Annotated in this window: 14 protein-coding genes; 4 read left to right on the top strand and 10 right to left on the bottom strand. The window is 53.9% G+C overall.

Annotated elements, in window-relative coordinates; all coding sequences use genetic code 11:
- Window positions 1–105: 105 nt before the first annotated feature.
- On the bottom strand, window positions 106–585 hold the full coding sequence (locus tag ABIB18_RS04010) for an anti-virulence regulator CigR family protein (protein ID WP_316552898.1): 480 nt from the start codon (window positions 583–585) through the stop codon (window positions 106–108).
- 732 nt (window positions 586–1,317) lie between these two features.
- Window positions 1,318–1,560: a regulatory protein YcgZ gene (gene ycgZ, locus ABIB18_RS04005; RefSeq protein ID WP_031374575.1), complete on the bottom strand. Its 243-nt coding sequence runs from the start codon at window positions 1,558–1,560 to the stop codon at window positions 1,318–1,320.
- A gap of 377 nt (window positions 1,561–1,937) precedes the next feature.
- Between ycgZ and ABIB18_RS04000 the strand changes: the two genes are divergently transcribed.
- Window positions 1,938–2,258 carry a hypothetical protein gene (locus tag ABIB18_RS04000; protein WP_354473703.1) on the top strand — a complete coding sequence of 107 codons (321 nt, stop codon included), beginning with the start codon at window positions 1,938–1,940 and terminating at the stop codon, window positions 2,256–2,258.
- A gap of 84 nt (window positions 2,259–2,342) precedes the next feature.
- On the opposite strand, the gene ABIB18_RS03995 is transcribed toward ABIB18_RS04000, so the two are convergent.
- Entirely contained in the window at window positions 2,343–2,516 is a 174-nt protein-coding gene (locus ABIB18_RS03995) for a YciY family protein (protein WP_089561442.1), read from the bottom strand.
- A 158-nt stretch (window positions 2,517–2,674) separates the two neighbouring features.
- Between ABIB18_RS03995 and cls the strand changes: the two genes are divergently transcribed.
- Both cls and ABIB18_RS03985 read left to right on the top strand, forming a co-directional pair.
- On the top strand, window positions 2,675–4,135 hold the full coding sequence (gene cls, locus ABIB18_RS03990; RefSeq protein ID WP_031374577.1) for a cardiolipin synthase: 1,461 nt from the start codon (window positions 2,675–2,677) through the stop codon (window positions 4,133–4,135).
- A gap of 46 nt (window positions 4,136–4,181) precedes the next feature.
- A complete protein-coding gene (locus tag ABIB18_RS03985; protein ID WP_031374578.1) occupies window positions 4,182–4,505 on the top strand; it encodes an HI1450 family dsDNA-mimic protein in 324 nt (107 codons plus the stop codon).
- 46 nt (window positions 4,506–4,551) lie between these two features.
- Here the strand turns inward: ABIB18_RS03985 and oppF are convergent, their stop codons facing one another.
- The 7 genes from oppF to ABIB18_RS03950 all read right to left on the bottom strand — a co-directional run bounded on the left by oppF (window position 4,552) and on the right by ABIB18_RS03950 (window position 13,165).
- On the bottom strand, window positions 4,552–5,553 hold the full coding sequence (oppF, locus tag ABIB18_RS03980) for a murein tripeptide/oligopeptide ABC transporter ATP binding protein OppF (RefSeq protein WP_069728535.1): 1,002 nt from the start codon (window positions 5,551–5,553) through the stop codon (window positions 4,552–4,554).
- Window positions 5,550–6,563 carry an ABC transporter ATP-binding protein gene (locus ABIB18_RS03975; RefSeq protein ID WP_046288285.1) on the bottom strand — a complete coding sequence of 338 codons (1,014 nt, stop codon included), beginning with the start codon at window positions 6,561–6,563 and terminating at the stop codon, window positions 5,550–5,552. Before ABIB18_RS03975 ends, oppF begins: the two co-directional genes overlap by 4 nt.
- Window positions 6,564–6,574: 11 nt before the next feature.
- Window positions 6,575–7,483, bottom strand: a complete 909-nt coding sequence (oppC, locus tag ABIB18_RS03970; protein ID WP_031374580.1) for an oligopeptide ABC transporter permease OppC — start codon at window positions 7,481–7,483, stop codon at window positions 6,575–6,577.
- A 14-nt stretch (window positions 7,484–7,497) separates the two neighbouring features.
- Entirely contained in the window at window positions 7,498–8,418 is a 921-nt protein-coding gene (oppB, locus tag ABIB18_RS03965) for an oligopeptide ABC transporter permease OppB (RefSeq protein WP_031374581.1), read from the bottom strand.
- Between the two features lie 91 nt (window positions 8,419–8,509).
- Window positions 8,510–10,150 (bottom strand): oligopeptide ABC transporter substrate-binding protein OppA, encoded by a 1,641-nt coding sequence (gene oppA / locus ABIB18_RS03960; protein WP_354473702.1) that lies wholly within the window; start codon window positions 10,148–10,150, stop codon window positions 8,510–8,512.
- A 157-nt stretch (window positions 10,151–10,307) separates the two neighbouring features.
- The gene (locus ABIB18_RS03955; RefSeq protein WP_354473701.1) at window positions 10,308–11,933 is read right to left on the bottom strand and encodes an ABC transporter substrate-binding protein; all 1,626 of its coding nucleotides are present in this window, start codon (window positions 11,931–11,933) and stop codon (window positions 10,308–10,310) included.
- Between the two features lie 584 nt (window positions 11,934–12,517).
- Complete coding sequence (locus ABIB18_RS03950) at window positions 12,518–13,165, bottom strand: YchE family NAAT transporter (RefSeq protein ID WP_031374584.1); 648 nt, start codon at window positions 13,163–13,165, stop codon at window positions 12,518–12,520.
- 458 nt (window positions 13,166–13,623) lie between these two features.
- On the opposite strand from ABIB18_RS03950, the gene adhE reads away from it, so the two are divergent.
- A complete protein-coding gene (adhE, locus tag ABIB18_RS03945) occupies window positions 13,624–16,311 on the top strand; it encodes a bifunctional acetaldehyde-CoA/alcohol dehydrogenase (RefSeq protein WP_031374585.1) in 2,688 nt (895 codons plus the stop codon).
- The last annotated feature ends 5 nt before the right edge of the window (window positions 16,312–16,316 follow it).

Below are 16,316 nucleotides of genomic sequence, written 5' to 3'. Positions count from 1 at the left end.
CGGCCGAATTCAAAATAAAAAACTGCACCCTGCCCGGTTGGGTGTCCAGCCTTTGGGGCGCAGTTCAGTCCGGCAGTTTTTTTCGATTCGTGTCGCCCGCTTAGCTTAATCGAAGACGTTATTGATGATCGCCGTCACCACCGCAGTACTGAGCGCAATCAGCACCAGGTTATCCCCGACAATTTTCCACTGATAACCAGGATAATCCGGCAGGTTGTCCAGCATTGAAGGCGGCACCGATCGTTTGGCTATCCCGGGCGGCAAAGGTTTACCCCGCGCAAGATTTTTCGCAATACCCGGTGGCAGCGATGAATAACCGGTCAGCCCATGCTGTCTGGCCAGATCGCGTGCGAACGCATAGCTGATCTCTGACTCCGCCCGGTGAGGATCGCCGCCCTTGTTCTTTTTGCCCTTAGACGAATGATCTTTGCCGTTTTTGCCTTCGCCTTTGCCACCATGATCGGCGGAATGTCCATGACCATTGCCGTTACCATTGCCGTTACCCGGATTGGCCAGTAACGCGGGCGAGGTGAACAGCAGACAGCAGGCTAAGGCGATAACGCCACGGTTTGATTTCTTCTTCATCGACTGACTCCCAAAGGTATTTCTTATCAATTTATCGCCGGATCTGAAAAACAGCAATCCGAGGTGCTGTTAAAAACTGCATGCACCGCTCCCCGATCCGCAGTGATTCTTACCGGTTTAGCGCAGCGTAAATTTTCACGCCTGCTGACAGGCGTCTGAACAATCCGCTGGCGTAGTGTGTCCCACCCAGCAACACTTAGCATCGCTAAACAATAACCGCAGCGACAAGTGTCAGGAAGAGTTAATTTTCAGCGGATTAATTAAGAAAGCTGGCATCACCACCGCATACTGGTCGGTAAAAATGTAAATTTTTTTGACCAATCAGCCAGCCTGTTCTTGACTGAAAGGACCGTTAAACACAACAGGAGAGGCCGTCATGACCGAATTGCTGCATATCATGTCTGTCAGCGCGATTGTTGCGGGCATCTATTTACTGGATTGATCATGAGCGGATTGACGTGGGGAAAAACAAAAGCCCTGCCGGTCTGGCAGGGCTTCGATCTTCCGTGAGAGATGAATGATTGGACAACGAAAAACGATCACGAAAGATGGCTAATTTCTACAAAAACGCTGACGCCTTGTCAATATGCTCCACCCGCTTGCGCGGTATCTGAAGCCTGGCTTGCTCGCCAGATATCAGAAGGTGGCGGGCTGCATTTTCCCTGGCAATTTGCGGCGATGCGGTAGCGCGCGGGCAACGCCAGCTATAGCGCACATGCACTCACCAGCGAATTAATTACGATCCAGCAGTAAGCCAATCAGCGCATGGTAATGCTGTTCTTCTTCCGCACTGGTGACGTCCTGCAAGCGGCTAATCAATCGGGTACAGATCGCCTTACGATTGAGACTGCGTCCGGAACGCATAATCTCGGTTACCACTGAACCCAGAATCGCCTGCTGCGACGGCAGAGCGGCACTGTTGAGATAGGCAGAAATATCAGCAATGGAGGCCGGAATTCGTACGTTGGTTTGCATGGTTAACCCTCATAGAGTTCGTTTAATTTTTACAACCGATGCAGTAAAGCTATACAACCTAGGGATGGTTGTACAGGTATTTACGCTGTTATTTACATTGAAACAGCAATCAAAGAAATAAATGGCCATCAAACAGTCACTTGCGTGATTGTAAAGTTGTACAGAATTAACTGTAATCGCTGCGAGAGGCTTCGCCAGCCCGCCATTAGCGCCTGACGGGACTCGCGTGAGACGTCGCCGACAGTGATAAAAGCGCGTGCTGAAAGATTTTTTTTTAGCCTGAACAGGAATTATTGCGCATCGCTGTCTACATTTATGACTTCTTTATTACACTCTGACACGCAGAATGGACGCTACAGCACAGTCGCAGGCTCAATATGCATAAAACTTATAATATTCAGGGCGCCTCAACTTTCTTCGATCAGCTGTTATCCCGGGTGCAGGGAATTGCCGATCCGAAAACAGAAGTGCTGAGCGGCTACCCGGCAAACTGCTCTGCCTGGTTAACCATTTATTACCATCGCAAAACAGATAAGTGGTCTTTTGAATGGTATGACCGCGCCGGTTACCGACGTCCGATGGGTGTGGGCAGCCCAACAGATTGCCTGATGTGTGAAGTGAAGGATCGCGGCGCGTCGCAACAGGAGCATCTGCAGGCGCGCCACTTTCTGGCGGAGATGGGCTTTTTCGAAGCCTGAGCCGGCATCGGACTGGCGGGAAGGTGCCGGGGATTCTCCCCAGCCGGCTGCCCGCTTGCCCGCCTGAACCGTCAGCGACGGCGATTACAACTGTTGCGTAATAAACAGAATGGAGCGACGCTGCTGCTGCGCCAGCTGATGGCGAATACTGTGGATACGCTTATAACGGCGTGACTGCCCTTCCAGCCAGCGTGAACGGCGGCGGTGCACCTGACGTAACATTCTCCAGCGCGCCACTTCATTTCTGCTTCGTCTCATCACTTCCTCTCTGACATCGAATTCACGCGCACGTATTATAAAGATCTTATCGCCAATGCCAAATCGGATCTGAACAGATGGCTCAGGTCAGGGGGTTTCGCTGACCCGCAACAGCACGTAAACTTGCCAGACGAAAGCGCGAACGGGATGTCCACTTAATGACCACTTTTTACACCCTGATCAGTTGGATGCTGCTGTTTGGCTACTGGCTGCTGATCGCCGGTGTCACCCTGCGAATACTGATGAAGCGCCGCGCCGTCACCTCGGCGATGGCCTGGCTACTGATTATCTATATTCTGCCGCTGGTGGGTATTATCGCCTACCTCTCCTTTGGCGAACTGCACCTGGGTAAACGGCGTGCCGAACGCGCTCGCACCATGTGGCCCTCGACGGCCCGCTGGCTGAACGATCTGAAGCAGTGCCGTGAAATCTTTGCCACCGAACACAGCGACGTTGCGCGCTCGCTGTTCGAGCTTTGTCATCACCGTCAGGGCATTGCTGGCGTCAAAGGCAACCAGCTGCAACTGCTCACCAGCTCGGATGATGTGATGCAGGCGCTGATCCGTGACATCCAGCTGGCGCGTCACAATATCGAAATGGTGTTCTATATCTGGCACCCTGGCGGTCTGGCAGATGAAGTGGCGGAGTCGCTGATGGCGGCGTCACGTCGCGGCGTACATTGCCGTTTGCTGCTCGACTCGGCTGGCAGCGTCACCTTTTTCCGCAGTCCGTGGGTGGGCATGATGCGCAATGCCGGCATCGATGTGGTGGAAGCGTTACAGGTCAGCCTGCTGCGCGTATTCCTGCGCCGGATGGACCTGCGTCAGCACCGCAAAATTGTGTTAATCGATAACTATATTGCCTACACCGGCAGCATGAATCTGGTAGATCCGCGCTTCTTCAAGCAGAACGCGGGCGTCGGGCAGTGGATCGATCTGATGGCGCGGATGGAAGGCCCGGTGGCCACCGCAATGGGGATTGTCTTCAGCTGCGACTGGGAGATTGAAACCGGTAAACGGATCCTGCCGCCACCGCCCGACCGCAATATCATGCCGTTTGAGCAGGAGAGCGGGCACACGGTGCAGGTTATCGCCTCAGGTCCTGGCTTCCCGGAGGATATGATCCATCAGGCGCTGCTGACGGCGGTCTATTCCGCTCGCGAACAGCTGATCATGACCACGCCCTACTTCGTGCCAAGCGACGATCTGCTGCATGCCATCTGCACCGCGGCGCAGCGCGGCGTGAATGTCAGCATTATTGTCCCTCGGCATAACGATTCCCTGCTGGTGGGCTGGGCCAGCCGGGCGTTCTTCAGTGAACTACTGGAGGCGGGCGTTAAAATTTATCAGTTTGAAGATGGTCTGCTGCATACCAAAAGCGTTCTGGTTGATGGACAGCTCAGCCTGGTCGGCACGGTAAATCTTGATATGCGCAGCCTGTGGCTCAATTTTGAGATTACACTGGTGGTAGACGATGCCGGATTTGGCAGCGATCTGTCCTGCGTGCAGGATGACTATATTGCCCGCTCACGCCTGCTGGACGGTAAGCGCTGGTCAAAACGTGCCTGGTGGCAACGCATCGTCGAACGACTGTTTTACTTCTTTAGCCCTTTACTGTAAAACGAGCCAAATTGTGTAAACGCCCGCAGGGCAGACAGGACAGACCATGGATTTAAATAATCGCCTTACTGAAGACGAAACGCTGGAACAGGCTTACGATATTTTTCTTGAGCTGGCAGGCGATAATCTCGATCCGGCAGACATCATCCTTTTTAATCTGCAGTTCGAAGAACGTGGCGGCGCTGAGCTGTTCGATCCTTCTGATGACTGGCAGGAACATGTTGATTTCGATCTGAATCCTGACTTTTTCGCGGAAGTGGTGATTGGACTGGGTGAAGCGGATGGTGAACCGATTACCGACGTCTTTGCACGCGTACTGCTGTGCCGTGAAAAAGACCACAAGCTGTGTCATATCCTGTGGCGTGAATAGCCGTCGCAGCGATAAAAAACGCCGGGCCACTGCCCGGCGTTTTGCATTATAACGGGTCGACCTTGAGGCAGGAGACCGCGTGGCGGAAACTGCCTTCCAGCAGCGGCCGGGTTTTAGCGCACTCCGGTCCGGCAATCGGGCAGCGGGTGCGAAACACGCAGCCTGACGGCGGATTGATCGGAGACGGCAACTCCCCTTCCAGCAGCTGAATCTGCTTGTTCTTTTCCAGATCCGGATCGGGAATCGGCACCGCTGACATCAGCGCTTTGGTGTAAGGATGCTGCGGATTGCTGTAGACCTCGCTGTAGGTGCCGAGTTCGACCGCATGACCGAGATACATCACCAGCACCCGATCGGAGATGTGTTTCACTACCGCCAGATCGTGCGCGATAAAGATCAGCGACAGCCCCATTTCGCGCTGCAACTGCTGCAGCAGATTCACCACCTGCGCCTGGATCGATACGTCGAGAGCTGATACCGGCTCATCACAGATAATCAGCTTAGGCTCGAGGATCAGCGCACGCGCGATACCGATACGCTGGCACTGGCCGCCGGAAAACTCATGCGGATAGCGGTTGATCAGGTTCGGTAGCAGACCGACCTTCATCATCATATTTTTGACGCGATCTTTGACTTCCTGACGCGCCATTTTCGGATGATAGGTGCGCAACGGCTCTGCAATGATATCGCCGATGGTCATACGCGGATTGAGCGAAGCCAGCGGGTCCTGGAAGATCATCTGGATGTCACTGCGCGCCTTGCGCCACTCCTCTTCGCTCTGCCCCAGCAGATCGCGGCCCAGCCACGCCACCCGACCGTCGGTGGCTTTAACCAGGCCGATAATCGCCCGCGCCAGCGTCGATTTACCGCAGCCCGATTCACCGACCACGCCCAGCGTCTCCCCTTCGTACAGGCGCAGGCTGACGCCATCCACCGCTTTCAGGGTCTTTGACGGCTGCCAGAACCACTGCTTGCCATCTTTGATATCGAAATGCACCTTGAGGTCGGCGATTTCCAGTAACACTCTTTTTTCGGCTATGGCGCTCATATTAATTCCTCCACCGGCTTAAAGCAGGCACGTAAACGCCCATCCCCGAACGGTTCCAGCGGCGGCGCTTTGGCACAGATATCCATCGCATGTGGACAACGCGGCTGGAACGGGCAGCCCGGCGGCAGACGCAGCAGGTTAGGCGGATTGCCGGGAATGGTGGTCAGACTCTCGCCTTCAGCATCCAGACGCGGCACCGCATTCAGCAGGCCGATTGAATACGGGTGCGCCGGCTGATAGAAAACGTCACGAGCGCGGCCATATTCCATGGTACGTCCGGCGTACATCACCAGCACTTTGTCGCAGATCCCGGCGACGACGCCTAGATCGTGAGTGATCATGATAATGGCGGTGTTGAACTCGCGTTTGAGATCGTTGAGCAGCGTCATAATCTGCGCCTGCACCGTCACGTCGAGCGCCGTGGTCGGCTCATCAGCAATCAGCAGTTTTGGCCGGCACAGCAGCGCCATGGCGATCATCACACGCTGACGCATCCCGCCGGAGAACTCATGCGGATACATTCTCATCCGCTTGCGTGCTTCTGGCATTTTCACCGCGTCCAGCATTCTGACCGACTCTTCGAAGGCCTGGGCGCTGTTCATGCCCTTGTGCAGCTTCAGCACTTCCATTAATTGCTCACCGACCCGCATGTAGGGGTTGAGCGAGGTCATCGGGTCCTGGAAGATCATGGCAATCTGCTCGGCGCGCAGCCGGTTAAGCTGGTGCTCGGGCAGGTTGAGGATCTCCTTGCCGTTGAACAGCGCCGAGCCGCCGATACGGCCGTTTTTAGCCAGCAGCCCCATCAGGGCGAAGGCGGTCTGTGATTTGCCGGAACCGGATTCGCCGACAATACCCAGCGTTTCACCGGCGCGCAGCGAAAAGTTAAGATCGTTGACGGCGGTCACATCGCCGTCGTGAGTGCCGAAGGTGACGCGCAAATCCTTCACCTGCAGTAACTGTTCGCTTCCCGCGCGGGCCGCCATTGCTGGCTGGAATTCATGAATGGTCATCGGGAAACTCCTTAACGATCTTTCGGGTCGAGGGCATCACGCAGGCCATCGCCGATAAAGTTGAAACAGAACAGCGTTACCACCAGAAAGCCCGCCGGATAGAGCAGCAACCACGGCGACACTTCCATTGAGTTAGCCCCATCGCTGAGCAACGCGCCCCAGCTGCTGAGCGGTTCCTGCGTTCCCAGCCCAAGGAAGCTCAGGAAGGATTCAAACAGAATCATGCTGGGTACCAGCAACGAGGCGTAAACCACCACCACGCCCAGCACGTTCGGCACGATGTGGCGCACCACGATTTTCCAGGTGGAGACGCCGCCAACGTGGGCGGCTTCAATAAACTCTTTGCGCTTCAGGCTCAGGGTTTGTCCACGCACGATACGCGCCATATCCAGCCACGACACCATGCCGATGGCGGCAAAGATCAGCAGGATATTACGGCCAAAGAAGGTCACCAGCAGAATGACGAAGAACATAAACGGAAAAGAGTTGAGGATTTCCAGAATACGCATCATCACCGAGTCGGTTTTGCCGCCGAGGTAACCGGCAACGGAACCGTACAGGGTCCCCACGATTACCGCGATCAAGGCGGATGCCACACCCACCATCAGTGAAATCCGGCCGCCAATTGCCACCCTCACCAGCAGATCGCGTCCCGACGAGTCGGTACCAAACCAGTGGCCGGAGGTCGTGTCCGGCGGAGAGGACATCATGCCCCAGTCGGTATCGTCATAGGTGAACTGCGACAGCATCGGCGCAACGATCACAAACAGCGTAATCAGCAGCAGTACCAGCAGGCTGATTGAAGCCGCGCGGTTATGAATAAAACGACGGCGGGCGTCCTGCCACAGACTGCGCCCTTCCACTTCCAGCTTCTCACTGAACGCATCCAGAGCTTCGCTGTTTTTCTTACTTAACATCATGGCGAACTCCGCAATCAGTAACGAATTTTCGGATCGATAACGGCATACAGCACGTCAACAATCGCGTTAAACAGAATGGTTAACAAACCCACCAGAATGGTCAGGCTCATTACCAGCGAGTAGTCACGGTTCAGTGCGCCGTTAACAAACAGCTGACCGATGCCCGGCAGGCCGTAGATCGACTCAATCACCATTGAGCCGGTGATGATGCCGACAAAGGCCGGCCCCATATAGGAGATTACCGGCAGCAGCGCCGGCTTCAGCGCGTGGCGCAGCACGATGCGGCGCAGCGGCAGCCCTTTGGCACGGGCGGTACGGATAAAGTTGGAGTGCATTACTTCAATCATCGATCCGCGGGTGATACGTGCGATGCTGGCGATATAGGCCAGCGAGAGCGCCACCATCGGCAGCAGCATGTAGTTCCACTGTCCGCCATTCCAGCCACCGCCGGGTAGCCATTTCAGCGTGATGGCAAACACCAGAACCAGCAACGGTGCCACCACGAAACTCGGTATCACCACGCCGGTCATTGCCACCCCCATCACCGCGAAATCCCACAGACTGTTCTGTTTAAGCGCGGCGATGACCCCGGCAGCAACGCCCAGTACCACCGCCAGCACGAAGGCAGCCAGACCGAGTTTGGCTGAAACCGGAAACGCATGGCCAACCAGATAGTTAACCGAATAATCTTTATATTTAAATGAGGGGCCGAAATCGCCGTGCGCCAGCTGCACCAGGTAATCGACATACTGCTTACCAATCGGATCGTTGAGGTGATATTTCGCCTCAATGTTGGCCATGACTTCCGGCGCCAGGGTGCGCTCACCGGTAAAGGGACTGCCGGGTGCCAGTCGCATCATAAAGAAGGAGATGGTAATCAGGACGAACAGCGTCGGGAGCGCTTCAAGCAAGCGACGCAGGATGAATTTTAACATTGCCGTACCTACCAGGCTGTTGCTTCACAACAAATAAATAAAACGTAAAGGCGGCGCAGACGCGCCGCCGCTGTCGATAGCCTGTGTGCTATTAGTGTTTAATGATGTAGAAGTTCTTATCCTGCGATTTATCCAGCGGATCTTTGCCGGTGTAACCGCCGACGTACGGTTTCACCAGACGCGCGTTAACGTAGTAGTAGACCGGAACGATGGTGCTGTCTTTATCCAGAATCTGCTCGGCACGCTGGTAGTCGGCGGCACGGGCTTTGTCATCCGGCGCTTTGATTGCATCACGCAGTACCTGATCGAATGCCTCGCTCTTATAGTGCGAGGTGTTACTGCTGCTGTTCGACAGCATGATGTTCAGGAAAGACGTCGGTTCGTTATAGTCAGCACACCAGGCGGCACGCGAAACGTCGAAGTTGCCCTGATGACGCGTATCAAGGAAGGTTTTCCACTCCTGGTTTTCCAGCTTGATGTTCACCCCGATATTTTTCTTCCAGATCGACGAGGCGGCAATAGCCAGCTTCTTGTGCAGGTCGGAAGTGTTATACAGCAGGTTGAAAGTCAGCGGTTTATCGGCGGTATAACCGGCTTCAGCCAGCAATTTCTTCGCCTCTTCATTACGTTTTTCCTGCGTCCATTTGAACCAGTCTGGCGGCAGAATCTCCATACCGTCGGTTGATGGCGGCGTGAAGCTGTAGGCTGGCATCTGACCCTGGGCCAGCACTTTATTCACCATGATGTCGCGATCCAGGCCGAGCTTCAGCGCGGCGCGCACGCGAGGATCGGTGAATGGCGCTTTCTGGTTATTGATTTCGTAGTAATAGGTGCAGAGATAGGGATCAACGTGCAGTTCTTTGCCGTTATCGCGCTGCAGCTTTTTGAACAGCTCAATCGGCATGTTGTTGTAGGTCATGTCGCTGCCGTTCTCAGAGAAGTAACGGTTAACGTCACTGACTTCTGAATTGATCGGCAGGAAGGTCACTTTGTTCAGAATGGTGTTGGCGTTATCCCAGTACTGCGGGTTCCGCACCAGCGTGATGCGTTCGTTGATCACGTGCGCATCCAGTTTAAACGCGCCGTTGCCGACCCAGTTCTGTGGCTGAGTCCACTGATCGCCGAACTTCTCAATCGCGGGCTTATACACCGGCGACATCACGGAGTTGATCATCAGCTTGTTGAAATAAGGAACCGGCTCACTCAGGGTCACTTCCAGCGTATGGTCATCAATCGCCTTCACGCCCAGATCGGAGGTCGGTTTTTTGCCGGCGATGATCTCATCAACATTCAGGATATGGCCATACTGCGGATAGCTGGCGTAAGGTGAGGCGGTTTTCGGATCCACCAAACGCTGCCAGCTGTAGACGAAGTCCTGTGCGGTGACCGGCTCGCCGTTCGACCATTTGGCATTCTTACGTAAGTGGAAAGTCCACACTTTGAAATCTTTGTTTTCGTAACTTTCCGCTACGCCCGGCACCGGGTGGCCATTGCTGTCACTGACCAGCAGACCTTCGTAGAGATCGCGCGCCACGTTATCTTCCGGCACGCCTTCAATTTTGTGCGGATCGAGCGACTGTACTTCATCGCCATTGCCGCGTACCAGTTCCTGTTTTGCTGCCAGCTCAACGCCAGCTGGCACTGTAGCCGCCAGAACTGCATTCCCTGCCAGGGCACTGACTGCAGCAAACACGCCCGCTGCAATCAGGCTTTTCTTCGTGATGTTGTTCATTATTACACTCCAGTTTTATTATCGTCGCCGGGGCGATTGACTGCCCCGGCGTCCCCCGTCTCGGGATCCCCGGCTGGTTAACCTGAGGATAGTGACCACATACTGTGGTCTGCACGGACGCGCGCTCCCCGACTGTCTCGCCAGGTAAGCGCGCGGCTCAGTGTTGTTTGATGAAATAGTATTTCAGGTCTGTCATGTCCTGCGGGTCTTTACCCGTAAAGCCGCCAACCCAGGGCTTCACCAGGCGCACACTCACGCGGTAGTAAACTGGCACAATTGGTGAGTCTTTGTCGAGTTGTGTTTCAGCCTGCTGATAGAGGCTGGCGCGTTGTGCTTCACTGCTGGCGGTCAGGGTCTCCGACATCAGGCGATCAAACGTCGGGCTGCGGTAAAAGGCAGTATTGATTGAGGCGTTACCGATCAGCATGTTGAGAAAGGTCGACGGCTCGTTGTAATCCGCGCACCAGGTGGCGCGAACCACGTCATACTGCGCCTGATGACGGGTCTCCAGCAGAGTTTTCCACTCCTGATTCTGTAACGTCACCTTCGCGCCGAGGTTTTTCTGCCACATTGAGGCAGCAGCGATCGCCTGGCGTTTATTCTGATCGGAGGTGTTGTAGAGCAGCGTGAAGGTCAGCGGATGGCTGTCATCAAACCCGGCCTCTGCCAGTAACTTTTTCGCCGCCTGATTGCGCTGCGCCTGTGTCTGTCTGAACCACGCCGGTGGGGTTAAATTGATCCCGGCGGTAAACGGTGGCGTCAGGCTGTAGGCCGGAATCTGACCCTGCCCCATGATCTTGTTAGCAATGACTTCACGGTCGAGGGTCATCTTGATCGCAGCACGAACGCGCGCATCGGTAAATGGCGGCTTTTTATTATTAATTTCATAATAGAAAGTGCAAAGCAGCGGACTGACTTTGACCTGCTCGCCCAACTCCTGACGCAGTTTGCCGAACATTTCTGGCGGGATTGCGCTGTTGGTAATGTCCGTACCGCCGCTGCGATAGCGATTAATATCGCTGTTTTCCGAGGCGATCGGCAGGAAAGTGCCCTGCTCAATCACCGTATGGCTGTTATCCCAGTAGTGTGGATTGCGCTGCAGTACGATTTTTTCATTGACCACCCAGTCGCTCAGCGTATACGCGCCGTTGCCCACATAGTGACCCGGACGGGTCCAGGCCTCGCCCCACTGCTTGATCGCCGGGGCATAGACCGGCTTCATCGCGGTATGCGCCAGCATGGCGACCAGATAAGGCACCGGTTCACTCAGGGTAATTTGCAGATGATGGGCATCCAGCGCCTTCACACCGAGCTGATCGGGTGACATTTTACCGGCCAGAATGGCATCAATGTTGGCGAAATGCGCAGCCTGCAGATAGCTGGAATAAGGAGAAGCCGTCGTGGGATCGGCCAGTCGACGCCAGCTATAGACGAAATCATCGGCGGTTACCGGTTCGCCGTTGCTCCATTTTGCGTCATTCCGCAGGGTAAAGGTCCACTGAGTCCCTTGCTGGTTTTGCCAGCTCTCCGCCACGCCAGGCACCACCTTGCCGCTGTTATCGGTGTTAACCAGCCCATCAAGCAGATTAAGAATAATATTCGATTCTGGCACGCCTTCGACTTTATGTGGGTCGAGCGACGCCACCTCTGAGCCGTTATTAATAACAATTTGCTGCATCGGCGCCAGCGTCGTCCCGGCTGGCACCGTGGCACCATAGGCCGGTGAAAAAGCGATTAACAGACATAACGCAATTTTACACCGTTGTTGCTGCAAGTTTTTCATCCCAGTCATGCGAAAGCGCCAACCTTTTATTAAGTATCCCGATAGGCTTAAGCAAAAAGCGTTCTCACTTTGGGCTGTCGGAGAAAAAATTTTACGTTGCGCCAAAAATTATCAGAAGCAGCGGAAGGGTGCCAAAGCAAAATAGCTAAAATGTTAACTAATTCTCTTTTATCATGAGAAGTCAGGCAGCGGAAGTGTTAATTTTTGTCCTGAAAATATCTTATCGATATGAAAAATAGAGATTTTAGATAAAAACAGACTTTCTGCAGCTCTGCCGAAGGGATAAAAACGCTTTTTTGGCAATTATACCGGGGATACGCCATCAGACGCGATGAATGCGCGCCGGCTGGGAGCAGGGGCGCGATTTGTCAGGCTAAGCGAGAATTAGAAAGCAGATTATCATGTGAAAATTGTGACATTGCTGCGGCTAACAAGCGGCAAATTCCGGCCAGCAGTAATGAAAGTGATAATCTGCTGAATCTATTAAGCGGGATGAATAATTGCATGTTTATGGTGCAGCTTTTTCGGGCTTTGCACCATAATGATTCACGACTTCGCTTCGACCCCTGAATTAAGTGGGGAATTTAATTGAGTAAACCGGGGAAAATAGATTTCATTCCGGTAACCACGAACTCAATACCCAGCGCCATCAGCAACAGCCCCATAATACGGGTGATCACGTTAATACCGGTCTGGCCTAACACCCGCACCATTAAAGGTGCAGCCCGAAACAACAGCCAGCAGCAGAAGGCAAAAAGCGCAATCGCCAGGCTGAATCCCAGCAGATTGACCCAGCTGTGATAGCGCGTGCTCCAGACAATGGTCGAACTGATGGCACCGGGTCCGGCCATCAGCGGCAGTGCCAGCGGTACCACCCCGACACTTTCACGAATCGCGGTCTCTGATTTTTCCTGTTTGTTCTGCTTATCTTCGCCCAGCTTACCGCTGATCATCGACATGGCGATGGTCACTACCAGAATTCCCCCGGCAATGCGGAAGGAGTCGATAGAGATACCGAAAATATGCAGAATCGCATCACCGAGAAACAGTGAGGTCCACAGAATGATGGCGACCGCGAGGTTGGCCGTCAGGTTGGTTTTATTACGCTCAGCAGCCCCCTGATAGCGGGTCATGCTGATAAACACCGGAATAATGCCTACCGGATTGACCAGCGCAAAAAGCCCGACAAAAAATTTTATATAACCTGATAAATCTAACAGCGCAGGGTTCACGACAGACTCCGTACCACAGGGGAGGAAAACGCGCCTAATGTAAGGGAAAAAGCGCCCTGACGCCAGATGCGCGGACAGCTATTTATTCTGCCGATCAGCGCCCGATTTAGCGCATTTCGCCAGACATTAAAATGCAGCTGGTTTTAGCCGCTATGAGCCTGGCCTTAAGAGGCGTAAGCGGTTTCGACAAGCGGGTGCCGAAAAGTGCGGCTGAAAGGAGTCAGCTTGCGTTCAAATTGATCTGTATCAAAATTGCCCTACCTCAAACCAGGTAATCTTTTCGCAACGGAAGTATTAGCAGCATCAGGGTACATAACGCTGATGCCAGAACAGACTAGTTTAGTAAACATTTGAAAATCCGGGCGTTCTGGCCCAATCCAACGCGCCAGCCAGGCGGGACTATACTCAGGACGCAGGATTGTTTACTAAAAAAGTTTAACTTCCTTCAGGAGAACACCATGGCCGTTACTAATGTCGCTGAACTTAATGCACTGGTCGAACGTGTAAAAAAAGCCCAGCGTGAATACGCCAACTTTTCCCAACAACAGGTTGACGCTATTTTCCGTGCTGCCGCGCTTGCCGCCGCAGATGCCCGAATTCCTCTCGCTAAGATGGCCGTTGCTGAATCCGGCATGGGCATCGTCGAAGATAAAGTGATCAAAAATCATTTTGCTTCTGAATATATCTACAACGCTTACAAAGATGAAAAGACCTGCGGTGTGCTGGCAACCGACGACACCTTCGGTACTATCACTATCGCTGAACCGATTGGCCTGATTTGCGGCATCGTGCCGACCACCAACCCAACCTCTACCGCCATCTTCAAAGCTCTGATCAGTCTTAAAACCCGTAACGGAATTATCTTCTCTCCACACCCACGTGCTAAAGACGCCACCAACAAAGCGGCAGATATCGTGCTGCAGGCAGCGATTGCAGCCGGTGCGCCGAAAGATATTATCGGCTGGATTGACGCGCCTTCGGTTGAGCTGTCTAACCAGTTAATGCATCACCCTGACATCAACCTGATTCTGGCAACCGGCGGACCAGGCATGGTGAAAGCCGCTTACAGCTCAGGTAAACCTGCTATCGGTGTGGGTGCCGGTAATACGCCGGTAGTGATTGATGAAACGGCTGACGTTAAACGCGCCGTAGCGTCTATCCTGATGTCAAAAACCTTCGATAACGGCGTGATTTGTGCCTCTGAGCAGTCAGTGATTGTGGTGGATTCTGCTTATGACGCAGTGCGCGAACGCTTTGCCAGCCATGGCGGTTATATGCTGCAGGGCGCTGAGCTGAACGCGGTACAGAATATCATTCTGAAAAATGGTGGCCTGAATGCGGCGATTGTTGGTCAGCCAGCGTTTAAAATTGCTGAGATGGCGGGCATCACCGTTCCTCCGAGCACCAAAATTCTGATTGGTGAAGTGCAGCTGGTGGATGAGTCTGAGCCGTTCGCTCACGAAAAACTCTCCCCGACTCTCGCGATGTATCGGGCAAAAGATTTCCAGGATGCCGTCGATAAAGCGGAAAAACTGGTGGCGATGGGCGGTATCGGACACACCTCCTGCCTGTATACCGACCAGGATAACCAGACCGAGCGCGTTCACTACTTCGGCGACAAAATGAAAACCGCGCGTATTCTGATCAATACTCCGGCTTCACAGGGCGGTATCGGTGACCTCTACAACTTTAAACTGGCGCCTTCTCTGACGCTGGGTTGTGGTTCATGGGGGGGTAACTCCATCTCTGAAAACGTTGGCCCGAAACACCTGATCAATACCAAAACTGTCGCCAAGCGAGCTGAAAATATGTTGTGGCATAAACTTCCTAAATCCATCTACTTCCGTCGCGGTTCTCTGCCAATTGCACTGGAAGAAGTGGCTTCGGATGGCGCCAAACGTGCGTTCATCGTCACTGACCGCTTCCTGTTTAACAACGGTTATGCTGACCAGGTGACCCGCGTGCTGAAAGCACACGGCGTTGAAACAGAGGTGTTCTTTGAAGTTGAAGCTGACCCTACGCTGAGCATCGTGCGTAAAGGCGCTGAGCAGATGAACAGCTTCAAACCTGACGTGATTATCGCCCTCGGCGGTGGTTCACCGATGGATGCCGCGAAAATCATGTGGGTGATGTACGAACATCCTGAGACCCATTTTGAAGAGCTGGCGTTACGCTTTATGGATATCCGTAAACGTATCTACAAATTCCCGAAAATGGGCGTCAAAGCTCGCATGGTGGCAATCACCACCACTTCCGGTACCGGTTCAGAAGTGACGCCGTTTGCGGTGGTTACCGACGATGCCACCGGCCAGAAATACCCACTGGCAGACTATGCGTTAACCCCGGATATGGCGATTGTCGATGCTAACCTGGTGATGGATATGCCGCGCTCCCTGTGCGCCTTTGGCGGCCTGGATGCGGTGACCCATGCGCTGGAAGCCTATGTGTCAGTGCTGGCTAACGAATACTCTGACGGTCAGGCGCTGCAGGCACTTAAACTGCTGAAAGAGAACCTGCCAGCCAGCTACGCGGAAGGTGCGAAAAATCCGGTGGCGCGTGAACGCGTGCACAATGCGGCAACCATCGCCGGTATCGCCTTTGCCAACGCCTTCCTTGGGGTTTGTCACTCCATGGCGCACAAACTGGGATCGGAATTCCATATCCCACACGGCCTGGCTAACTCACTGTTAATTGCCAACGTCATTCGTTATAACGCGAACGACAACCCGACTAAACAGACCGCGTTCAGCCAGTATGACCGTCCACAGGCACGTCGTCGCTACGCAGAAGTCGCAGACCACTTAGGCCTGACGGCGCCGGGCGACCGCACCGCGCAGAAAATTGAAAAACTGCTGGCGTGGCTGGAAGAGATTAAAACTCAACTGGGTATCCCAACCTCTATCCGCGAAGCGGGTGTGGCAGAAGCTGACTTCCTGGCGAAAGTCGATAAGCTGGCAGATGATGCATTTGATGACCAGTGTACCGGCGCTAACCCACGTTATCCGCTGATTGCTGAGCTGAAACAAATCATGCTGGACACCTACTATGGCCGCGAATTTGTTGAACCCTTCTCCAGCGTCGCTGAAGCCGTGGCTGAACAACCGGTAAAAGGTGTTAAGGTCGAGAAGAAAGCGAAAAACGTCTAATCGGC

Origin of the sequence: Pantoea sp. UYEF8 (assembly GCF_040546285.1) — a bacterium.
Lineage (GTDB): Bacteria > Pseudomonadota > Gammaproteobacteria > Enterobacterales > Enterobacteriaceae > Pantoea > Pantoea brenneri.
This window is presented reverse-complemented; position numbering and strand designations above follow the sequence as displayed.